Raw genomic sequence first — 22,505 nt, forward strand, 5'->3', positions numbered from 1 at the left:
TTTCCGCCGACGCGATCCAGTCGTTGGCGATGCACGCTACGCGTGGCCGACGTGGCGGTCAGAATTGCGAACGGACGCGTACGCCGAAGATTGAGGCCGGACCGCGGTCGCGGTTGTAGGCGGGATTGACGACGAGCTGGTAGTCCAGCGTCGCGCGCCACGACCACAACGGAAAGCTGTAGTAGGTTTCGATGATCTTCTCGGAGCCGGCATTCGGTAGGCGTCCGTCTCCGACGAGAATGCCGAGACCGCCCGCATCGAGGTAGGTGCGGCGCGCTTGCGAGATGCCGTTCACTACGCCGGCGAATCCGAACGTGTCGTTGGGTCTGTTCCAGGAAGAACCCGCGAGCGACAGGCCGGCGGCGACAGTCGCGTCGATGTCGGTGAATTCATAGGACTCCTTGGATCCGTCGGCGACGCCGGCCCTGGCGAAGACGCCGAGGTCCTTCGTGACCTCCTGCTCCAGGTTGACGCTGATGCCGGCCCGGCTCTGATAGCGCCGGACCAGGGCGGTGTCCGCGGCTGTGCCCGTCGCTTGCGCGAGCGCAACGGCGTCGTCGAAGCGACCCATGCGCCCCCGCGTCAAGAAACCCGTAACCGCGACCTTGCCCGGCTTGCCCCAGATCTCATGGCGATGTTCGATCTCTCCGATCCACTGGAATTGGGAGAACGTCGGATCCAGCTCGGTGCTGTTGGGAACGGTCGACAGATCGAACAAGCCGCCGCGGAATGTCCAGTCGCCCTTGTACCACTCGACGGCGGCGCCGTAGGTGAAGCCCCAGGCGTCGGCGGCGTAGTCGAACGTGCCGGTGTCCACGATCGACCAGTTCATGAAATCCTTGCGCGGGTCGTGGGCATACTTGTTGGTGTCGAAGACGTCGGTGACGGCGAATTTTCCCACCGTCAGGACCAAGCGGTCGGCGCTCTGCGTGCCGGCGAACTGGTTGATGTCGGCGTCGACCTTCTTGGTCTCTCCGCCAAGATCGAACGTCTGACGGAAGAAGGCCCGTGGAATTCGGGCGTAGGGCGCAGCGGCGCCGACCTTGTAGGCCTCGCCGCTCGGAAATCCGGCCACACCCAAGGTCGAGCTCAAGCCGAACCCCTGATCGATCTCCGGGTTGACCCAGAATTCTCCGCCGGCCCAAGGTCTGAAGCCGGCGTAGAGCGTCACGTCCCAGGTCTGTCGGGTCTGGTTCGGAATGAGGCTATTCGTCCCCGTGTAGGGCGAGCGGAAAGGCGCCGCATACTGCTGCAGATAGGTCGTCTGCCCATGGATGCTGAACTGGTCGGTTTCGAAGGGCATCAAGCCGTCCTCGAGAACCTTCTGCCCATTTTGACCGAAGCGGTAGTTGAGGCCGAGGCGGGCGGTCTGCACCGCGAGATCCGAGGACAGACGCTGCGTGCCGCCAAACCCTTTCTCCTTCGCGCCGAAGTCCGTGTAGAGATATTCGAACCGCGCCGACCAGTTTGCCGACAGGGCGACTTCGGCGCCGGCGCCCCAGGCGGAGCCGAGCCGAGTGAAACCGATCTTGTCTCCCGGGGTGCCGTCGAGCGGGTCGAGCGTCGCCTGATCGTAGCTCCATGCGAAGCCGCCTGTTGCGTAGAACAACCAGGGTCCCGGCGCATAGCCCAAGCGAGCGCGCAGCGTACCCGACGTCAGGACGGTTTCCTTCAAGGTCGCCGGTCCCTGCGCGGTGCCGACGGCGGCCGTCCCGGAGATCGTGTTCGGAAAGGTGAGATCGCCCTCGACGCCGACGACCATGCGTGAGGGCAGCACGTGATTGTATCCGGCGCTCAGTCCGAGAGCGTAGGAGCCGGTTCCCTTGAACGCGTTGAGGGAGTTCGTCAGGTCGATCGATCCGGACGACGGAGCCAGTCCCGGGGCGCCGAAAGCGTACTGCGAGGACCCGACGCCATAGGCGAAATGGCCGCCGACGAAGGGGCCGCTCCAGTCGACGGCCTGGCCGGGCCGGACCTCGCCGAGATCGGCTGAAAGTCCCTCGGCGGCCGGACCGCCCGCCAGGATCATGCCGATGATGACCTTCTTCATCGCGTCGAGCGTCCGCCTCTTCATACCGCTTTCGATACGGCGGCGGCCGCTTGGCAACAATTTGAATCTAGCCTGCACGCCGCCAATCCTGTCGCTGAATTGACCAGGGCGTGCGTTCGCCGCGAAATGTTTCACAGCGACCCTGCAGCACCCGCGGTTGTGCATACCCGTTTAGGACCCCGCCCAGTCGCAAGCGACCTCGAACGCTCGACGCCGCGAGGGCAGGTGATGGAGCGCGATGGTGGACGACACGCATCTGGAGATGACCCAGTGAACCCATCCAGCCTTATTGCGAATAGTTCTTAGTTGCAAGAAGTGCTATTGGACAGGTAATCGTTTAACACTGTCGACGTGATGGATTTGCAACAGTCGTTGGAGGCGCTGCGCCCAGTGCCCGCGGTGAGCGCGATCGAGGTGGATATCGGTGCCGGCCTCCGGATCGTGTTTCGGCGCCTGCGTGGGCCTCTAAGTTCTTCTGGAGATCGAATCGCTCTGCCGGGTCACCGGTCTTCTCCGGCGGAGGTCCGGGGCGTGGCGCGGGGGAGTTGCCTCGCGCGCCGTCCGATGCCTCTCTCGTCGGCAGAAACGGGGGTCTCAGCAGGGTTCGACAAGGAGATGGGTGGTGGCTTCACCCATCGAGTATTCCAGACCGCCCCGCGGCCGGACATGGTGACCCGTTCTCGGTGGCCGAATTGGAAAACAAGACGCCTTAGCTTCACATACCTCCGGACACCACCAAACGGGCACCGAATCCCGCCGGGGCGGTCGACGAGACCGTTAGGGGGAATTGTCTGGCAGAGGCGCCATCACGACCGCTGAGCGGCGACGGGGATGGCGGTCCTTGACTTTCTGTCGGCTGGGTCGCTTGGCCGCCGTGTCGAAAAGCAGAGAACGATCTCACGCCCGGCTCGATGCGAGTGCTGGATTAGCCGGCGCAGCCAACGCCCGAAGAGCCCCGCCCGGGGGCGCTGCCGCGCTCCGGAGCGACCCGCGTCGTGAGTCGCTTGAGGTTCGCAAGCAATTGGCCCCGGACCTCGCCTTCGTCCACGGCCCATAGATCGGCGAGAATCGGCTCGGCCTTGGCGACGTCCCAAGGAAACAGGGAGCGCCCCTCGACCTGTGCGAAGGGACCGTCCGTCTCGGTCAGTATCCTGTCGCGGGGCATTTCGGCAACCAGGCCGCGTCCTCTCTCGCCGGCGAGCATCGCCGGGCCGACGCTGAACCAGCAACCCTGGTCGACCGCGCGTTTGAGCTCGCGGCGCGTCCCGGAAAACCAATGCAGAACGGCGACGCCTGCATCGGACCGCGACGCGAGCGCATCGAGAACGGGCCCGGCGGCCCGCCTGCTGTGTATCGTCATGATGCGGCCGCCGGCCGCCCCGCACATCCGAAGGATTTCGTCAAAGATGTGGCGCTGCGTTTCCCAGGTCGCCTTAAGTTCTGGGCCGCCGTCCAGACCGATCTCGCCGACGTATCTCGACTCCGGGAGCAACTCGTCGAAAAGCTGAAGTTCGCCCCGTCGTTCGTGAGCCAGTTGAGGGTGCAGGCCGAGCGCGGTGCGGATCTTCGCCGCTCCTCGCGCCAGCGCCGCGGTCCCAGCCCATGCCGATGGTGTGGTCGTCACCGACAGGACGAAGAGGTCTCGCTCTATGCATTCGTCGGCTGTAGCGACGGGATCCGGATAGAGGTCTAGATGGGCATGAAGGTCGATCACTTGACACCGTATTTCGCGTGCAAGGCGCCGAGTTCGCCAAGCCCCCGGCGTAGCATATCCCGCAAGCTGTCGCGCCTCCGGATTCTAGGCCACGAGAGCGCGCTCCCGAGCCAACGGTCGAATCCATCGTCGGCGGTGGCGGCCAATGCCATTCCGACGGAACGGACATCGTCGAAGCCCGCATGGTTCGCATCGTCTCTACCGAGGTGTTCGTACGCGTACTTGGTCTGATCCGGCCGCCCCCATGCGACGAAAGCCGCTCTGCGGACCTGGCACGGTACGCATCGTCCGCAGTGGCTGTATTTGAATTTTTGGAACCTGCCGCAACTCGTCGAGCGTGGCGCTAGGGCGCCCAAGAGCTCCTGATCGGCGCATTCCTTGAGCATCTCGCCTTTGGTCTTGTCGGCATACGGCGTGCGGATCGACACTCGAATGCCGGCGGCATCCAGTAGATCCTGGAACAGCGCCAGGAATTGGGGATGCGCCGTGCGCGTGCTCAAGCTTCCGATCCGGCTTCCGGTAAGGGGAGGATTGATCGCTATGAAGCCGTTCTCGCAGACGTAGAGTGGAACGGTTGCTCCGTTTCGATACGGCGCCAGCGACGTCGCGACGACGACTCCGAACGCAAGGAAGATGATGGATCGGGCGCGTTGCGAAGTATCCTTCGGCTTCGGCACGACCGCGTTGTCGTTGAGCTGAATGTGCCGCAGTCCACCGCCGATCGCGCGCGCGAACTCCTCCTGCTTCTCGGAGTCGCCGCGCACGATCTTGCTGACGACGAGTGGGTGGTTTCCCGCTGCGGCGAGGTCGATCGCTCCGGCCAGACTGTCGAGACCGCCCGACAGCAACGCCACACAGCTCTGCGCCGGCGCGACGACGCGAGCGGGTTCGGGTGCGGCTGCCCCGCCGGGGATGAAGTGCAGGTGCCATCTGTCCGTCGTCAGAAAGGCCAGCGTATCGGCGATCAACGGCGCCGCGCCGTTCCAGAACGCTGGATCCATCACGGCGATCTCGAGTTCGAATTCCCGCGTCCATCCGTCCGGACTGTCGGTACGTAGCCCTGCGGCGTCGGCGACCATGACCGAGTTCGCTATGGACAGGAGGTCCCAAGCCCGCGGGTGCGGCGCAAGACGCTCCTTCCGAAAATCTTTGCGGACGGCGGCTCCCGCGCTCGCCCGACCGGGCGCGCCCGCCTGCCCGTACAGGATGACCCTGAGCGTGTCGGCTTCGTCGAGACGGCCGATCTCCGCCGGCGCGCAGAGCAGCCTCATTCTTCGTACCCCTCGAACACTTCGAATGTATCGCGTAGCGCGGCCTGCACGACGCGCGCGATCCGTCCCGAAGTGAGCGTCCTTCCCTGATCGCGCAACTTGCGGAAGGATGCGGCGACGGTTTCCGCGATGTAATCCCGCATCTGCTTCAATCGAGACAACGCGACCATTGGCGTGGCGGACCGCTGAAGCAGGTGCTTGCCGACGTCAAGCTCGAAGCGCCTGGCGACGTCGAGGGCAGTGAATCTCTCGATAACGAACTCCCGCTCGGCGTCCGACAAGTTGAGAAGGTCGGCTTCCGGAAACTGAGTCAGTAGATCCGACATGGCGTCGTGGATCGCGGCCCGCTCCGCTTCCGCATCCTGCGTGCCGTCGACCGGTCTGACGGCCTGAATGATCGCGGTGGCGATCTCTTCCGTCGACCGGCCCGCGAGAGCAGCCGCATCGATCGGCGCGTCGGCCGCGCCCGAAGCGCTGGAATATAGCGTGTATCCGAGCGAGCCAGCCGTCTCGGCGGTGCTGCCGAACCGTTGGGTCGCGGTATTGGATCCGCCGTAACCGCTACGGACATAGTGACCGAGTCCGCGTCTCAGATCCCGGCCGTCACCGGATCTGGCGTAGTTTCCCATGCTGTTGCGCGCGCCGGCGAAGCGCTTCTCGGGAGCGATGCGCGGCGGCTGGACACCGGGAGGCGGTGTCGTCGGCGGAACGACGGGCGCGAGCGGCAATTCGTCCGGAGGCGGGCCATCGGGTGGCGGCGCGTCAGGAGGAAGAGTCGGAGGCGGCACCGGATCTTGAGGGGCTGCGGGCGTCCAAGGCGGCACCATTGGCACGCCCGGACCCGGCCCGCCGCTAGACTGCGACGTTCCCATTTGGCCTCGTCTTGCTGATCGCGGTCTTCACGGGCCTCGCTATGTCCCCAGACAAGAGCCAACCGTCGAGCAGCGAAGCCGCCCAGGGACGATCGCCAATCTTCGGTACGATGCTCGGCTGGATCTGCTGGTGGGGACGGGCAGCGATGAACGCCGCAAGCCTCGGACCTTGAATCGGATCCGCATCGGCGAGCGCGATGCAGGCGGTCAAAATAGGCGGAGCGCCCCATTCCTGCTCTTTGCGAGCACGCTCGAGCAGACGATCCATCATCACCGTCGTTTCCATGCGAGGAACGCGGACTAGGCGATCCTTCAGGCGGCCCGACATCTCAGGATGCTCAATCATCGCGGCGAGAAGTTCGGCCCCGTCCGAAGACAGGCGGTCTTCGGGCGTGATGAGCGGAGCCTGCTCGCGGCCGACGTAGAGCGCGCCGCGCAGGTCGTGGTCGTGGAGGGCCGGCGAGAGCGCCAACCATTCCTTCACGAAGGGAGCGTTCCACGGCGCCTTCAAATCGAGATCGCGCCCCGCTGTCGCCGCGTCTTCCCATTCTTGGAGGAACGTAGGCTTTCCCTCGTCGGAGGCGCTGACGTTTTTGACCAGTTCGGCATAAGCCGCGGTGTCGCCGATGCGCTCGAACAGCAATAGCTTGGCGAGCACTGCTTCGTCGACGCCGACGCCCTGCGCTTTCGAGATCGTCATCCGGATCGAGAGCGCGTTCAGGAAGCGCTTGATCAGCCGCGGATTTCCCAGAATCCCCGTCGCCGTCGTCATGAGCGAGGCGAGCCTCTCGGCCGTGTCGAATTGACCAACAAGATGCTCGGGCAACTTCACGCCAAGCGACTGGACGAAGGCCCGGTCGACCTTCTTTCCCTGCCACGTCCGTTTGAGCTGGCCAATCATGCCGGCGCGGATCTTCTCCTTGTCGTCGTCGGACAACTCGCTGTTGTCCACGAACAGGAGCATCATGTAGGCGCGGACCTCCTGGGTCCCGAGCTGCGGTACCCGAATGGGAACTTGGATGAGCTTGTCGAAGTAGTTGGTGACCAGCAGGTCGTCGCTGACGCCGACGAAGTGCTTCCGGACGGCGTGCTTGATCATGTCGTTGTCGGCCGCGATCACGAAGGCGGTGCTCTTGAGGAACAGAAAGAGGCGGATCGCCTCCAGTGTCGAGATCGTGGTCTCCGGCAGGCATCGGTCGAGATCGTCGATCAGGACGACCAAAGTTATCCCGAGCTCCTCGAGCGCCTGTTCGAACGCGTCGCGCAGCGCCTGGATTTCCTTCGGCGGTGACGTTTCCTCCTTCGGGTTCAGCAGTTCGCCGCCTTGCTGCACGGCGTCCGCCGCAGCTTTCTTGGCGGCTTCGCCGGTTTCCTTCCCGACGCCTTCGGACCAGACCTTTTTGGCGAGCTCGAAGATCTCGCCGACCGCCCCGACCGGGGGCACCCCGAAATAGATCGAGGCGGCCGAGGTCGCTGCGAGCTTCGCGGCCCGGAGCCATTTCACGCGCTTGGCAAGGGACGCGACCTTATCGAGCGCCGTCTGCCGGCCGTGCGCCTCCTTCGCGAGCTTATCAGCGATCACGTCCATCAACGCAGCACGCGCGTCGTCATATCCCTGGTAGAGCCAGGCATTGAATTCGACGAAGACGTACTTGTCGGCGGCCTTCTTCCCGCTCTCGTCCCTCCTGGCGGCGATCGCCGAGCGGGTGAGCTTGATCATCGAGGACTTGCCGATGCCCCAGGCGCCAGACACGCCGATCGAGATCGGGCGTCCCTTGGCCTGCACAATGATCTCGGCCACGGTTTCGGCAACGCCGGAGAAGTTCAGGAAGTCCCGCTCGGTCTCGTTATCGGGCCACATCGGCAATCTCTCGCCTGAAAAAGCTTTTGGAATCGAAATATTTGTTGCGCGAGCAGAGACAACGCAGCGCGACTGCCGAGCGCTGCGTTGTTACGTTCCGTTTTCCGAAAGCGCAACCCAGACCTTCTTCTTACGTCCTATGGTTGTTGCTCTGCACACGTGTTTCAAGTCATCCCGAAGGTGCCCTGCAGCAAGGGGGCGGGGATCGGGCGACGGCGCTGGCGGGCCGTCAATGTATCTTTCGATGCCTCCAACGATCTTTTGCGCCGCTCCCCATCGCAATCGAGATGATCTAACTGGACGAAACGGAAGCAGCCGAGGCAACCGATACCGGCGCTTTGTCGGAGCGGCCGGACCGGTGGCCCAAGGAATATCAACATGCTCGCTATCGTGGTTTGCGTCTGGCACCCGGAGACCGACGAACTTCTCTTTGAGGGTGCGAGCACGTCCTTGAGCGTCCAGAACGTTCGCGACATCGTCGGGCTGAGCTTTCCGGAAGATCCGGAAATAATGACAGCACACCCTGTGCCTGTGGTGCATGGGCGCGCGCTTCTTGATTTGATGGGAAAGAAGTTCGACGGCGATGGCGACTTTCAGGTTTCCCGCGAGCCTCTAAGGTTCGCCGAGGTCTCTCGGTTGTCGAACTAGCGGCCCGAAACAATTTCTCGGCAGGGCCCCCGCCATTGCGGCGCTGTCGGGTGTACTGCGCGCGACCACTCGCTCGATCGACGTCAGCTATCCAAAACCTCCCCATCCGCATGCTTCGCTACCCAAACATCTTGGATGACGGAAGGGCGAGTGATGCCTTGCTTCTTCAATTCCGGCTCAGGAACGCTTTGCAGGAAAGTGAGCGAGTAGACTCGATGATTGCCGTCGAGGATACTTAGGCCCGTTTCTATCGGCATGGTGACAGGCACGCGGGGGAACTGTCCTTTCACCGCCAGATAGCTCAAGCAAGATTCAAAACGCTTCTTGCTGTTGTCGCCGCCATAGCCATTCTCGATTCCGAGGACCAACGCCTCGAACATGGAATTCATGATCTTGCGGGAATTAAGCGACAGCTCGTCGAAGCTACAGTCGCGCGACTCCTTCGTCCACGTGACCTTCTTCCACCACGATACCGGCTTCACGATGATGTACTGCCACCTATGGCCGTTGAAGGGGATCGGTGGCGGCCAGCCCATGCCCTCCTGATTCGCCAAGTTCAATAGCCATTGATCCACCACGTCGTCCGGCCAATCCGGCAGGTCAGCTTTGATGTCGGCAAGCGCGACCAAGAGCGTCTCCTCAAGCGTTCAGGCAGGCCCGGTCGATTGTGTCGTCGACTCTACCTGCGGATAGTAACGTTTGAAGTCGTCATGGCTCGCCAGCGCGCTTGGGCGATATGCGCCGACGCCAGCACATTGTCTGACTTCCGGCAGGTCGAAGCGCGTGCGCACGGTCGGATGTACCGGAGCCTGGTGGTTGATCTCGCGGACTTCGACTTCCCAGTTCCTGGTGCCGACGAGGTTTTGCAGCCATCGCCATTTCGGCAGACTGGCGGCGTAGGCGTCGAGCGTGTCGCGCATGCCCGCGATCTCGCAATGCTGAACGCCGTTCGCGCCGGGGAAGACGTTCAGTGCCGGTCCGTTGTCACCGGTCTTCGGCATCCTGATCCCGTCCACGTAGATCGGCCCGGTGATCAAGCCGTCCGGGACGGACGTGGCCTGCTCGCACATCCAGGCGAGGGCGATATCCGACAAACGCGATTCCGGTTCCGGATAAGATCCGCCGATATCCGAGTGGTTCCCTGCGAACCAGAGCTGGATGAGACGCGGAACACCCGGCGTTGCGGGGTGCACAGACGGCTCGGTGCCGCCCCAGCCGACCCGGGCGAAATCCTTGCGCGTCTCGTCGATCGCGTTCGCCGAGCGCGCAAAACGTACATGTTTGCTGAGAAGGCGATCGAAATTCTTGCCCGTCCACTCGGCGGTATGAGAGCGCGGCGGATCGCCCTTGTTCGGGAAGTCGTAGATGGTCTTCAGATTGACCGTCCGCTGCCGTTTCCAGAACCAGATGACGGCAATCAGCATCGCCAGATGCGTGACCAGCCACGCCGGCACGATGAAGCCCCATAGCAGGCCGGCCTCCGAGACGATGGCCGTCAGCGCACCGATGATCGCGGCCGGAACGAGCGAAGCGAAGAAGGCGAGGGCAGCGACGCCGAGAGTCAAGCCGGCCTGGATCATCCGGCGTCGCGGACCGCTGGCGCCGAGGGCAGCGACCGTATCGAACACGCCGACGAAATATGCCGCGGCGTTGGCATCCAAGCCGTCGCCGGAGCCGTACTTGGTCTGAAATCGCCGCGCCAGTTCGAGCCTCTCCGCCTCGAACTGCTCACGCGGGTGGCCCGCGCCGTGTTCCAGCACGGTATCCACGGCTTCCCAAGCGATGTCCTTCACGGCCTTGCGGTAGCGCATCAATGGGCCGGAGGGCGTCTTCTTGGGGACGCCGCAGAGCATCAGCAGGTTCGCCAGGCTTCGGACCGTGTAGGCGCCCCGGCTGAACCCGAAGAGGAATATCCGGTCACCGTCTTCGTAGTGGTTGATGATGAATTCGTAGCAGTCGGCGATGTTGCGCTTGATGCCGTCGCCCGCGATGGATCCGAGCATCTTCTGGACGAAGCGCACCGGAGCGGTGAGGGCGGTAGCGCCGATATCCGTCCCAAGGCCCGCGTCGTAGAAGACCACTTGCCTGGACGGATCGATGGCCGTGTCCGCGTGGTCGCGGCTCACACGGTACATCTTGTAGATGTTGCTGATGCGCTGCTCCGGACGCGCGCCGCCGTCTTGGCCGGTTCCGTCGGAATAGACGACGATGTTCTTGCTCATCCTGAACCTGTTCATCCGCTGCGGGGCCGGCCTCACGCCGGCGCCGCCCTAATTCCGCGATCATGCCGTCTCCCGGCTAGAAAACCAAGAACACCGGGTGAACAAAGCCGGTTCCAGATGATTAAAACTGGAACAATTTCATATATATAGCGTGATAAAATTAATCTGGTAGCACATCTTGCGTGGCCAAATTGCCATCATATCTTCTTAAGTGCGCCCGTCCGATCTGCAATCGGTCAAGGAGCCGCGACCGACCTTTCGATCGTTGAATCAGGGGGATGGGAATGGCAGTTAAAGCATCACTTTTCAAAGTCGACAACGGCGACATGGTGCTGTTCGAGACCGAGTCCGGTCGCCGGATCCTGACCGACATCAACATCCGGGAGGCGGCCGACGACGAGGACGACGACACCCCCAACGTTGGGAAACAGCTCCGGAACAAGCTCGATCGGGACGATAAGGGGAGGCTGTTCGTCGATGGCTTTCTGAACACCCATCCGGACGCCGACCACATCCGGGGCCTGGTCAAGCACTTCCATCTCGGCGACCCGTCGACCTGGGTGAAGGCCGACGACAAGATCATCATCCGTGAAATGTGGTCCTCGCCGATCGTGTTCCGCCGGGCGAAGGCGAAGGACGAGGATCACGTCCTTTGCGCCGACGCCGAAGCTTGGCGCGACGAGGCCCGCCGTCGCGCCAACAGGTTCAAGAAGGAACGGACCGCCGAGGACGGCAACCGCATCCTGATCCTGGGCGAGGACGTCGACGGCAAGACCGATGACCTGACGGAAATCCTGGTGAAGGTCGACGAGGTGTTCTCGAAGATCTGCGGCGTACAGGACACTTCCTTCGAGGCGCGGCTGCTGGCACCGATGCCTGCCGACGACGAAGCGGAGGAGGAGGTTCTGACGAAGAACAACTCCAGCGTCATCATGCGTCTGGACCTGAAGGTGTCCAAGGTCACCCGCGGGCGCTTCCTTCTCGGCGGCGACGCCGAGGTCGCGATCTGGGACCGCATCTGGGAGCGCAACAAGAAGTGGCCCGAGCGTCTGCAGTACGACGTTCTGATCGCTCCGCACCACTGTTCGTGGCACAGCCTTTCCTACGATAGCTGGTCCGAAAAGGGCGAGAAAGCCAAGGTGTCCGAGCCCGCCCGGAGCGCCCTCGGGCAGCCGCTGGATGGCGCGCTGATCGTGGCCAGCAGCAAGACCATCAAGGACGACAAGAACGATCCGCCGTGCATCCGTGCGAAGCGCGAATACATCGATATCCTCGATCCCGTGAAGGGCGAATTCAAGTGCGTCGCCGACAGTCCGGGCGACGACCCGCTGGCGATCGAGGTCACTTCGGCCGGACCGCGCATCAGACGCGCTGCGGTCGCCGTCAGCGTCGCCGCCGGTACCGGTATCGGAAGCCAGCCGCTCGCCCACGGATGAGCCGATGGCGGCGATCTCCGCGGCAGACGACATTCCCATACCCGTCCGACGGGCGCTGCGCCTCATTGAGGCTCACCCGTCCGTCGAACGGGTGACCGCCGAACGGATCGAAGGAAACGACGCCATCCGGGCCATCGTGGAGATCCGGACCGAACTCCCGAACGCATGGAGGGCCGCAGGTGTCAGCCCGTCGGGCGTCCGCGCGGTCGAGCCCGTGACGTTCATCTTCACGGCAGGATATCCCCTGGGGGCGCCGCTTATCCGCCTCCGCGCGGACTTCAATCGCAGTCATCCGCACATTCAGCCCTCTAGGAATGGCGGTCCACCTGAACCGTGTCTCGTCGCCGGTTCGCCGCGTGAGGTTCTGCGGGTTCGCGGAATAGGCGGCCTTTTCGAGCAACTGGTCGACTGGCTGGACAAGGCTGCGATGGCGCAGCTGATCGATCCGGAGCACGGCTGGGAGCCGGTGCGGCGTGACGGGATCGACGACGTGATCGTCGCGGATCCGACCTGGTTGACGGGTCTGCCCACCAGAGAGGGCGGCTGCTCGGTCTTCCCGGCGTGGTACTACGCTTACCGCGAAGCAACTTTGTCTACCTACCGGATCGGCATCCCGCGCGCCGCTCCGGTACCGCTGGGGCCGCGGTTCGCCGGCGAATGGCGATATGCGCCTGTCGGCGATGACGGGCAAACCGGCAACGCTCACGCACTGATCGCGTGGTCCGGTAAACTCCCGACCGGTCGGCCGTTCGTGGCGGATCGCTACCTTCCGGAAACGGTCACGACGATTGACGAGCTCTTGAAGCGGGCGGCCGAACTAGGCTGCCGCGAATTCCTGGAGCCGAAGCTCGGAATCCTGCAGGAGCGGGTTTCGCAATCGAAATTGAAGGAGAAGCAGCCGATAGCCGTCATTCTGTTGGCGCGACGCCCGTTCGAGGTGATCGGCACGACTTCGCCGATCGAGATATGCCCCTACGTCGTGGAATTGCGCGGCGGCGAGGCGCTCTCGTCAGGCAGCGGCAAGCTGGTCAGGACCGCCACGCACCGAGATGAGATATCACCCGAATTGCTGCGACGCGCTGCGGGCGACGACGGGCAGGCGCTGCGCCCGTGGACGCTCCTCGGCTGCGGAAGCATCGGATCCAAACTCGCAGTTCATCTCGCCAGGTCCGGACGGGGACCCGCGGCCCTCATCGACGACGGCATCCTGCAACCTCACAATTTCGCGCGCTACGCCACGCTTCCCTCCGACACGAAAGTCGAAAGCTTCTGGTCCATTCCAAAGGCGCACTACCTGGCCGAGGCACTCGCGACCCTCAAGCAGCCGACGGTGCCGCACGTCGTGGACGTCGTCGCGCGCGCATTCGATGACCAATCGATCGCCCCTTTGGTCGCCCGAAACAGCTTTGCCGTCGTCAATACGACCGGCTCCGCAAGCGTGCGCGAGGCGCTGGTCTTGCCTGGAGTCACGGTCGATCGGCCCCGGGTGGTCGAGGCATGCATGCTGGGCATCGGAAGCGTCGGCCTGATGTCGGTGGAGGGGCCGGCGGCCAACCCGTCGGCGACCGATCTGATCTGCGAGGCCTATCGCCTGATCCATTCGGATCCCACCCTCAGGAACGAGGTCTTCAACACGAAGGCCGAAGCGATCGCGATCGGTCAGGGCTGCGCGGCCATCACGATGCCGCTGTCGGACGGCCGCTTGTCCTCGTTCGCGGCGCCGATGTCCGAGCATATTCGCCGGCTCCAACGCGACGGTCTTCCCGAGACCGGCGAAGTGCTGGTCGGCAGTTTGGCGGCCGATGGGCTGAACCAGATATGGCATCGCAAGGATATCCGGCCGCGCATCGTCGTAGGCGACGGCACGGACAGCGTCGTGCGCCTTAGTCCGGAGGTCGACGACACGATCCGGCGAGAGGTCGCTGCGCGCCGTGGCTCGGAGACGGGCGGCATCATCCTCGGCCGCTATTTGGACGTCGCCAACGTCTTCCACGTCGTCGGCACGATGCCCGCGCCGCCCGACAGCAAATTCTCGCGCGACGAGTTCGTGCTGGGCACCGAGGGACTGAGGCCCATGCTGGAAGATCTGATCGAAGGATCTGGCGGCGCGCTCTACGCGCTCGGGACCTGGCACAATCATCTCGTCCCCAGTGGCCCGTCCGGGAAGGACGTGAAGACCGCCGCTCTGCTTTCGATACGTCAGTATTTTCCGTTGCTGATGCTGATCCACACGCCGGCTGGATATGTCCATTTCACCGCTGAAGCCTTATCCGGAGCCGGCAGCTCACACAGCGCCGTGGTCAAGGTGGCAAGATGAAGAATCCGAGATCTCCAGACCCGTCGCCGGCCAGCGCCCCTGACTGCACAGAGGCGATCCGATGATCGATATTTCGAAGCTCTTCGATCCCTATTCACGACAGGCTCGCCTGTTTCCGGGCTTGCTCACGCTGTTTCCGATCATCCTCACTGCGATCGCGTGGTTTCCCCGGCTGGTCACCTCGAGCTGGGGCGCCACGCTGGTGACCATCGCGACGTCCTGCGGGCTCCTGTATGGCTTGAGCGTCCTGAGCAGATCGCGCGGCAAGAAGGTGGAGAAGCGTCTCCTGGCTGAATGGGGAGGTTGGCCATCGACGATCTGGCTGCGCCATAGGGAAGAACATCTTCCGCCGCCGGTGTTGGCCCGATACCACGCGTTCTTCGCGAAGAACGTGCCGTTGTTCGTTACGCCGAGCCCGGAGCAGGAGAGGGCGGATCCGAAGGCCGCGGACGCCATGTACGCATCGGGGGTGAAATGGCTTCAGGAACGTTGCCGTGGGAAAGCCTATCCGCTCGTCGAGAAGGAGAATGCCGAATATGGCTTTCGCCGGAACCTGCGCGGATTGAAACCGATAGGGGTCGCTGCCTGCTTGGCGGCTCTTCTGATTTCGGTTCTCACGGTCGTCTGGCGCTACGACAACATCATCCCGGCCGTGTCCAGTTTCTCCATGCCGGCACTTCTCGCGGCGTTGGCCGCCATCAAGCCCGCAGCGATCGGAGCGATCTGCGTCGATCTGGTCGCATTGACCGCTTGGTTTACCGTCGTGCGCGACGATTGGGTTCGGGACGCCGGCGATCAGTTCGCGCGGGCCCTACTGGCGTGCTGCGACACGCTTGAAGTGCCGGCTGCCCAGCCCGTGGCGGCCTCATCCGCAAAACGTATGCGGCGGGCATCGACCGCGACCGGCGAAACCAGGTCCCGGCGGGCTCGCTCGGAAGGTGAGGAATCATGATCTCCGACGCGAGGAGGAGATGCATCTCCTCGCGTCGATCCATCGGCTCAACGATCAACTATCCGAGGTGGACTCATGCGCTTGCGGAATTTGGAGAAGTATAAGACGGGTGGCTCTGGCAACAACTTGACGCTTGGCATTCCGCTACCGAAGACGCCGGATGGGCGGGTGTACCGGTATTCACCCAACGAAGACGCACATCCGCGCCTCTTTCTTCTGGGCGATCGAGTATCGGATTTCACTCTACCCGAGGCCTTGACGTCTCGCATGACGCACGCGCCCGGTACGCCAGGCACAGTCTGTCCGTATAGTGGTATCCTGGACGATGACGAGAACTTTACGCATCCGGACGACCTCGCGGCTGCCAAGGAAATCGTCGCTCATGCCTTTCACGCCGACGCCGCGGCGGCAATCCATGGCATGTTCGATGACCTCGCCCGGAAGAACGCTGGCAACAAATTTTTCAAGGTGACGACTGGCACACGGCCGTCGGCCAAACCCGCACCGCGGTTCGCTCGAAACGATCTTCTCCGCGAGTTGGTATGCGACGAGTGCGGCCGGGACTACGGTGTCTACGCCATTTCCTTGTTCTGCCCGGATTGCGGAGCGCCGAACATTCACTTGCACTTTGCGCGGGAAATCGCGCTCGTCCGGGAGCAGGTGGAGCTCGCGGGCCAACTCGGCTCGGAAAGGCATGAACTCGCATACAGGATGATGGGCAATGCGCATGAAGACGTACTGACGGCCTTCGAAGCGACCTTAAAGACGGTATACCTATACAAGGCGACCACTCGACCACCCGACGTCGCGGCGACGAAGCCGATCGCCAACGACTTCCAGAACATCGAGCGCGGCCGCAAGCGCTTCGCCGAGTTCGACATCGATCCGTTCGGAACTCTGACGGCCGACGCTCTTGCCGTCCTGACGCTGAACATCCAGAAGCGGCATGTCATCGGACACAATCTCGGCGTGGCCGACGCGAAGTTCGCTGAACATGCCGCTGAGGCCCGACTGGGCGAAACCGTGCCTTTGGTCGGCGACGACATCCTGCAGTTCGCCGCGATTGGTCAGTTGGTGATCGACGGTCTCGACGGATGGCTCGCTGCAGGCGAAGCTCCGCCGCCGACTAAGGACAGGCTGAGCATTCCGCTGATCGCGCCGCCAGCAAAGAAGAAGCCCGAGTTGAAGATCGGCGAACTCGGGCCATTGGCGATCCGGATAGGATTGTGGGTATCGGAACAATCCCAAAAGGGCTTCGACTGCTTCATTCCCGAGCAAGACCTCATCGAGGCGTTTCCGGAATCCAACATCGACGATTTGGCGTTTGCCGTCGCCGAGCTCGAAAGCGATGGCTATCTGAGAACGAACTTGATGATTTCCACGCGGCTTCCGCGGATGTTCACCACCGCAGAGCTTTTTATCACCTTCGATCCCCATACCGGGCAAAGCACCCCCGAAACGGACGTGGTTGCGCTCGTCGATCTTGCTCTCGGCAAATCTGGGACCGGGACTGTCGATGCGGAAGAATTGCATGCGGCCTCCGGCTGGCCGCTTCGACGCTTCAATCCACCTTTCGCCTACCTGGTGTCGCAGATCGACGATAGACGGGTCCTTCATGGAGGCACGGAAGACTATCCATCACGCGGCTTTCTGATGACCGATGGCGATCGGGTTACGCTTCAGCGCTTCGCGGCCCGTTTGCGCCGATGATGGTCATCTTATGCCGGCCTAGGTCGATCCTATGCGCGGGGGGGGGGGGCGCCCCCAAATCCGCACCCCGCTCGCCCGGCGAGCGGAATTCGCGCCCGTGGGTCGATGTCGGAGGGCCGCGCCTCGCTGGCAGCGTGCGTCACGAATGCGGGAGGATGACACCCCAGCCCGTCCCTCCGACGCCTGTCGTCGGGCGGTAACCGCCAGCTATTTGACTTGACAAATGGCCGCCGCTTTCAGATATTTCAGATAAGGAGACAATCATGGTCGCTGCGGCATTGAAGACACACGTCGTCGCTCCCGAAGAACGCTCTTCGGCGAAAGGTTTGCTGGATCTTCTCGCCGAGGCTGGCGGCGGCGGAATCGGCCAGGTCAAGCTCGTGTTTGAACCCATCCTCGGCCGAAAGTCGGCAGTCGTGGTGCCAGAGGGGTTGGTGGATGTCATCAAAGACTTGGCAGGTCTCATCGAAGGAAGCCGGCAAATCAGCTTGTTTGCCGACGATCCCGAAGTTACGCCGGAACAGGCATCGGACCTGCTTGGCATCTCGCGCCCTACAGTCGTTCAACGTATCAAGCAGGGTGATTTGAACGCTCGGATGGTCGGAGCGCATCACCGCATCCGTATGTCCGATCTGATCGCGTTCCGGCAGAATGAAGCTGAGAAGACCAAGACCGAGTTCGAAGCTCGCTCCAAAGCTGCTCGGTTCGCGGTGGCCAATACCGTCATCGAGGGCGGCCACGTGCTGCCCGAAACCGAGGAATTGATGAATGAGTGGGTGCGCGGAGAGATCGACGACGACGAGTTGATCGAACAAGGCCTCAAGAGGTTCGGCCCCGGTGCCTGATCCGTATCTGCTCCCCAACGGAACCCTTCGGAACAAATTCGGGACCGACGATCCTTCAGAGCTTCTGCGTAAAGAGGACCAGATCGTGTCTCTCAGGCAGATGGTACTTGCCCGCAGACGGCCCAGTTCCCCCTTTGACTTCGATAAGTTAAGGCAGATTCATCGATATCTCTTCCAAGATGTCTATGAATGGGCGGGGAAACCTAGAACATGCGACCTCCGAAAGGCGGCATACTCGGACTCGGACGAAAGCCCAAAACATTTCACGGCCAGCCCAAAGATAAAATCTGAAGCCGACCGAATCTTCGGTGCGCTGGTCCGAGACAACGAATTGCGCGGATTGGCCCTGAACGATTTCATCGATCACGCGTCCGAACTCTTCGTCGAAATCAACAACCTCCATCCCTTCAGGGAAGGCAACGGGAGAGCGCAGCGCTTGTTTCTTAGCGCGCTCGCCGAGAACGCCGGCCACGAACTTGCTTTCGACGTCGTCACGAAAGAGCGCATGATCAACATTAGCGTCGCGGGAATCGACGGCGACGTGTCCGGAGCAAAGCGTCTGTTCCAGGAGATATCGGATCCAAGAAGGGTGAAGGCGCTCAGAAAAGCGCTCAGTTTCCTCCAAAAATCGCATTCGGTCCCCTGGAACGATCTCTACGTCGCCACAACGACCGCAGGCCAAGCCTACGCCGGCGTGCTCGTCGGCATTGCCGGCAACGACTACATGATGCGCGTGTCCGAAAATCCGCAGGAGTGGATCGCGATCGGCGATGCCGACGACCTTCCGGAAAATTCGTCCGGAGGCGACAGCATCGTTCTGACCGCCAAGCGGTTCTGAACCCGGCGAACAGGATCGTCATCTCCGCAAAAAACGGGGACGCCAGACCCGGCTTGATGCATACCTTCGTCCGAAACGGCCGCAGCGATTCATAGTTCTGCTCGATTGGTTTGTGATGCGTAGGCATCCTCCTGCACCGCGGTCTTTCGACCGGGTTCGAGCCCGACCTCAACGAGACTTTCGGGATTCCGGCCGCCGGCCGGCAAGTCCGACGCCGCAATCGCTGGACAGAACCGCGGGTGACAGCATCTAAGAGTTCGTTTCAGACTTAATGAGGTCGGTATTGGCGCCCCGCTTCAGCGGTGCCGGCAGGAAGGCGTCGATTTCGGCGTCTGTGAAGGTCAAATCTTCCTTGTTTTTCAGAGCGTCCTGAGCCTTGCCGTAAGCCCTCGCGTCGGTATGGGGCGCGATGCGATAAATCTTGTGGAGTTGGGCCTGCAGTTCGTCGCGACGTCGGCGGAGCTCCGCGAGCGAAATCGAAGCGTCGCGTATATCCGCGAGCAGGCTGAGATAGGCTTCCCGGATGTTCCAGATGTCGGAAGCCGCTTCGCGATGCTTTTGGGCAGCCTCGCCGGGATCGATGTCCTTGACGTAGCTGTTGAGGATGAGGAGAGAGATGGCGAGCAGGGCCGTTGCGTAGGGGTAGAAGACCGAATTGCGATCAAATATCACGCCGACGGCGCCGCCCGTGGTCAGCGCGGACAGCACGATCTGGCCGAGTTTTATGTGCGTGAGGCGCGCGGCATAGCCCTCGGCCATTTTCTCGTGCGTCTTGTGAGTGTAGGCGCAGCGTCCGAAACTCTCTCGCACCTGACTTTCGAAGGCGACGCGCTCTGGGTCAGCCGGGATAGAGGGATCCAAACACGTCTTTCCATTTCTGCCTTCGGGACCATTGATGATTGTCGTCATTGTACTGAATCGCCTCCGTCGCGCGTAGATATGCGCTACGCGCCTTGAATTCGAACACACCCTTGCGGTGCACGTGAGAACCACTTCCGGGCGCACGCCAGACGGTCTGGTTTTGATTCTGCTTTGCGAGGTAGTCGAAGAAGTCGCGCGCCATGAAGTCATGATACAAGAACGACTTGTCGCGGTGCGGATATGTCTCGATGAACTGATACGCCAACGTGTCGATGAGAATGCCACTGATCGGCACCGCACAGTGGCGCGCCCACACTCGCATCATTCGGCCTAGATATTTAAGGTTCTTGTTCGTGAGGGCGTTGCGTGTGTCGATTGCGGCGATCTCAGCTCGAGGATTGCACACCTTCCAACTGCCGCCATTGTTGGCGTTCGGATAGGTCCAGCTATCGCTGTTCTGGTTCTCAAAGGCCGGCAGCACCTCGAAGGTCAAATTGTCGTCGAACGAGATGACCACGACCTGGCCATCGCCGAAACTCTCCGAGGTCCGATAGGTCTTCTGGATCGATCGCTTGACGGACTGAAGCAGCGCGGATTGTCCGTTGCCTTGATGGGCGTTGTACTGATGATACACGGCGTTGGGCAGGATAAAGCCGATGTCGAGATCGCTCAGGCCCCGGGCTGCAGTGTCACGACCGTAAGAGCCGACATAGAGACTATGTGCTGTCTCGGAATTCGTGTTCCAGAAATCTGTGTTGAGCTGACGGGTGATGCGCTTGTAACGATAGGAAATCGATGTGATTAGCTCAGTCGTGATCTGGTAGTTGTCCTTGAATTTTTGGAAGTCTTCCCCGACGCCCATAACGTGCAGTGTCCTTGCGGCCTAGCGGCTGGTTCCGGCGTTCGATGTGGGGAGGGCGGGTGCACTTACAAGTGCGAATTGCCCTGCCGTCCACAGGTCCGACCCGCCGAGTGGACCTGAGCCGGCGAGGAAATGCGTCACCCCGGCCGCCGCAGCCGGCCGCGGCCAGAGCTACGTCTGTCAACAGCCTCCAGCCCCGGATAGACAGCCCGATCCTCGCTTGGTCGAAGGCTTCTCCCTTTGATTATGCTCCGCCCGCCTTTATCTTCAGGTGCTCGGGGGTTTCATGCTGACGAAGCAAGCCAGTGAACACGACACAGATTTCTACGGGTGGACCCGGGAGCAAGCCGGCATCCTTAGGGCAACTTCCCCTGTAGACACGCGCCTTGACATCGACAATCTGGCTGAAGAGATCGAAGTGATGGGACGTGCCGAAATCCTGGCGATATCTAGTCTACTTCGACAAACCCTAATTCACTTGCTGAAAGCAGCCCTCCAACCCGAAAGTCAGACTCTAACGCGTTGGTTTGAGGAAATCGTCACATTCCAAGGCGATGCCGTCCTGGCCTTTTCGCCAGGACTGAAGCAGCGACTCGATCTTGAGAAAATCTGGCGTGTCGCCTGCAACGGAGCTACCCGCACCTTGGAAAATCGCGCGGTAGTCGTACCTCAATTGCCGTCGACCTGTCCGCTCTCGTTCGACGATCTTCTTGACCCGGAATTCGACCCCGGAGCAGCGACACAACTCCTATCTGCCGCCATCCAATCAGTGGCCAAGCACGGCATCTGAGCATCAGGCCCACAGGGCGGCACGTTCCATGATCAACGCTGGTGGGGCTGACCACATTTTACCCGTCCGGCCGAACCAGAGCGCAAACTTGGGTTTAGAAAGCCCAACGGTAACCGGGAATTCACAACTCTCCGGCGTAAGCCTTGCCGATCGGGTTGACCTCCGCCGTGCGTCGACCGATGATTCTGCAAAGACGCAGATCGGATAAGTAACGTGAAGGCTGTTGCAATAGACCCGTTCGAGCGACGGATTGTCGTCGAGGAGGTAGACCCCACACCCGCTGAGCTCAGGCGATTGTGCGGGTCTCCCAGGCGCGTTCTCGCGACCCTTCCCAATGGGGATGTAATCCTGGCCGCGGAAGGAGAGGGCGCCGATGCCGGGTTTTCGTTAGGAGGGTCGAAGGCTATTCGCAGCTCTGCGATCGTCCTTGGACGGCGGAATTCCTTCGGAGACCGTACAGCAGCGCGGTCGAGTCTCGAAATGCTTGAAGGCCTGATCCGCTGGGTCAGCCCAATCTCGGTTCCGGAACCTGCGCAATCGGGAGAGACCGTCTCGGTGATCGTTGTGGATCCCGAAATTGGATTGATTGATCGCGCCGAGATGGGACGGACTGCCGCCGGGATTGATCACGTTCTGGGAGGAGCACCAGTGCCGTTGCTGAATGCTCCCGGCGGCGACGTCGTCTACGGGAAGGCTCAAGAGGACGGCTGGCGCTGGAAAAAGGACGATTGCGTGTTTGGTGGCCGCTGCGTGATTGTCGGGAGCGACGCGACGAACACGCCCGCCGAGCCCGTCGCCAGCGTTAGGGTACTTCGACGGGACGTGCGCTTCGGTCCGCCAGGCAAGACACTCTGGTTCGGATACGACAAGCATCCCATGAGGATGACCGCTCGTCCGAGCGCTTACCCCTAGGCCGATCCAATCAAGCGCCGCAGCCTGCACAGGCTCAGGGTGCACCAGCAACAGCCCAAACCCGGTCCCGATGACCGGCCGGTAGATCCCGTCGACGAGCGCGGTGTGGCTCGGCCTATCGCAGTGTAAGTTATCCTGCGATAGGCCGAGCTATCGCTCAGTGCCAAAATTGAATCTCGAAGCGCCAACACCGCCAGTGACAGAATTGAGTCTTCCAGAACCAGGGGCCGATCGAGCCGCGACAAGCGTGAAGACGCCGCCGGCCAGAAAGCCCAATTGCATCAGTAGGCGAGTGACAAAATCAACCAGAGGCCCCAGTGACAAATTCAAACGCGAGCGACACA

At 62.1% G+C, this 22,505-nt stretch carries 18 protein-coding genes; 9 read left to right on the forward strand and 9 right to left on the reverse strand.

Annotated features, from left to right (window positions below; all coding sequences use genetic code 11):
• Positions 1-58: 58 nt before the first annotated feature.
• From DCM79_RS10415 to DCM79_RS10435, 5 genes are all read right to left on the reverse strand, one after another.
• Positions 59-2,074 (reverse strand): carbohydrate porin, encoded by a 2,016-nt coding sequence (locus tag DCM79_RS10415; RefSeq protein ID WP_257179759.1) that lies wholly within the window; start codon positions 2,072-2,074, stop codon positions 59-61.
• 901 nt (positions 2,075-2,975) lie between these two features.
• Positions 2,976-3,764: a Qat anti-phage system TatD family nuclease QatD gene (gene qatD / locus DCM79_RS10420; RefSeq protein WP_257179760.1), complete on the reverse strand. Its 789-nt coding sequence runs from the start codon at positions 3,762-3,764 to the stop codon at positions 2,976-2,978.
• Positions 3,761-5,035 carry a Qat anti-phage system QueC-like protein QatC gene (gene qatC, locus DCM79_RS10425; RefSeq protein ID WP_257179761.1) on the reverse strand — a complete coding sequence of 425 codons (1,275 nt, stop codon included), beginning with the start codon at positions 5,033-5,035 and terminating at the stop codon, positions 3,761-3,763. The genes qatD and qatC overlap by 4 nt, the downstream gene beginning before the upstream one ends.
• On the reverse strand, positions 5,032-5,763 hold the full coding sequence (gene qatB, locus DCM79_RS10430) for a Qat anti-phage system associated protein QatB (RefSeq protein WP_257179762.1): 732 nt from the start codon (positions 5,761-5,763) through the stop codon (positions 5,032-5,034). The genes qatC and qatB overlap by 4 nt, the downstream gene beginning before the upstream one ends.
• Before the next feature lie 124 nt (positions 5,764-5,887).
• The gene (locus DCM79_RS10435; RefSeq protein ID WP_257179763.1) at positions 5,888-7,768 is read right to left on the reverse strand and encodes a P-loop NTPase fold protein; all 1,881 of its coding nucleotides are present in this window, start codon (positions 7,766-7,768) and stop codon (positions 5,888-5,890) included.
• A 378-nt stretch (positions 7,769-8,146) separates the two neighbouring features.
• Here DCM79_RS10435 and DCM79_RS10440 point away from each other — a divergent pair, with 378 nt between their 5' ends.
• Complete coding sequence (locus DCM79_RS10440; RefSeq protein WP_257179764.1) at positions 8,147-8,416, forward strand: hypothetical protein; 270 nt, start codon at positions 8,147-8,149, stop codon at positions 8,414-8,416.
• Between the two features lie 83 nt (positions 8,417-8,499).
• On the opposite strand, the gene DCM79_RS10445 is transcribed toward DCM79_RS10440, so the two are convergent.
• Positions 8,500-9,045 (reverse strand): hypothetical protein, encoded by a 546-nt coding sequence (locus DCM79_RS10445; protein WP_257179765.1) that lies wholly within the window; start codon positions 9,043-9,045, stop codon positions 8,500-8,502.
• An 18-nt stretch (positions 9,046-9,063) separates the two neighbouring features.
• Positions 9,064-10,638 (reverse strand): DUF2235 domain-containing protein, encoded by a 1,575-nt coding sequence (locus tag DCM79_RS10450; RefSeq protein ID WP_257179766.1) that lies wholly within the window; start codon positions 10,636-10,638, stop codon positions 9,064-9,066.
• 326 nt (positions 10,639-10,964) lie between these two features.
• Between DCM79_RS10450 and DCM79_RS10455 the strand changes: the two genes are divergently transcribed.
• The 6 genes from DCM79_RS10455 (at position 10,965) to DCM79_RS10480 (ending at position 18,736) form a co-directional block, all read left to right on the forward strand.
• On the forward strand, positions 10,965-12,074 hold the full coding sequence (locus tag DCM79_RS10455) for a metallohydrolase (protein ID WP_257179767.1): 1,110 nt from the start codon (positions 10,965-10,967) through the stop codon (positions 12,072-12,074).
• Between the two features lie 4 nt (positions 12,075-12,078).
• Positions 12,079-14,391 carry a thiamine biosynthesis protein ThiF gene (locus DCM79_RS10460; RefSeq protein WP_257179768.1) on the forward strand — a complete coding sequence of 771 codons (2,313 nt, stop codon included), beginning with the start codon at positions 12,079-12,081 and terminating at the stop codon, positions 14,389-14,391.
• Between the two features lie 61 nt (positions 14,392-14,452).
• Positions 14,453-15,343, forward strand: coding sequence for a hypothetical protein (locus DCM79_RS10465; protein ID WP_257179769.1), 891 nt, complete (start codon positions 14,453-14,455; stop codon positions 15,341-15,343).
• Positions 15,344-15,610: 267 nt separating this feature from the next.
• The gene (locus tag DCM79_RS10470; RefSeq protein ID WP_257179770.1) at positions 15,611-17,053 is read left to right on the forward strand and encodes a hypothetical protein; all 1,443 of its coding nucleotides are present in this window, start codon (positions 15,611-15,613) and stop codon (positions 17,051-17,053) included.
• A gap of 263 nt (positions 17,054-17,316) precedes the next feature.
• Positions 17,317-17,898 carry a helix-turn-helix domain-containing protein gene (locus tag DCM79_RS10475; RefSeq protein ID WP_257179771.1) on the forward strand — a complete coding sequence of 194 codons (582 nt, stop codon included), beginning with the start codon at positions 17,317-17,319 and terminating at the stop codon, positions 17,896-17,898.
• 100 nt (positions 17,899-17,998) lie between these two features.
• The gene (locus DCM79_RS10480) at positions 17,999-18,736 is read left to right on the forward strand and encodes a Fic family protein (protein WP_257180731.1); all 738 of its coding nucleotides are present in this window, start codon (positions 17,999-18,001) and stop codon (positions 18,734-18,736) included.
• Positions 18,737-18,985: 249 nt separating this feature from the next.
• On the opposite strand, the gene DCM79_RS10485 is transcribed toward DCM79_RS10480, so the two are convergent.
• Positions 18,986-19,645: an SLATT domain-containing protein gene (locus tag DCM79_RS10485; RefSeq protein WP_257179772.1), complete on the reverse strand. Its 660-nt coding sequence runs from the start codon at positions 19,643-19,645 to the stop codon at positions 18,986-18,988.
• The gene (locus tag DCM79_RS10490; protein ID WP_257179773.1) at positions 19,575-20,459 is read right to left on the reverse strand and encodes a nucleotidyltransferase; all 885 of its coding nucleotides are present in this window, start codon (positions 20,457-20,459) and stop codon (positions 19,575-19,577) included. Before DCM79_RS10490 ends, DCM79_RS10485 begins: the two co-directional genes overlap by 71 nt.
• 286 nt (positions 20,460-20,745) lie before the next feature.
• On the opposite strand from DCM79_RS10490, the gene DCM79_RS10495 reads away from it, so the two are divergent.
• Both DCM79_RS10495 and DCM79_RS10500 read left to right on the forward strand, forming a co-directional pair.
• Complete coding sequence (locus DCM79_RS10495; protein ID WP_257179774.1) at positions 20,746-21,249, forward strand: DUF29 domain-containing protein; 504 nt, start codon at positions 20,746-20,748, stop codon at positions 21,247-21,249.
• A gap of 480 nt (positions 21,250-21,729) precedes the next feature.
• Positions 21,730-22,161 carry a hypothetical protein gene (locus DCM79_RS10500; RefSeq protein WP_257179775.1) on the forward strand — a complete coding sequence of 144 codons (432 nt, stop codon included), beginning with the start codon at positions 21,730-21,732 and terminating at the stop codon, positions 22,159-22,161.
• Positions 22,162-22,505: the final 344 nt, after the last annotated feature.

The sequence above is a fragment of the Bradyrhizobium sp. WBOS07 genome (assembly GCF_024585165.1).
Classification (GTDB): Bacteria; Pseudomonadota; Alphaproteobacteria; order Rhizobiales; family Xanthobacteraceae; genus Bradyrhizobium; species Bradyrhizobium japonicum_B.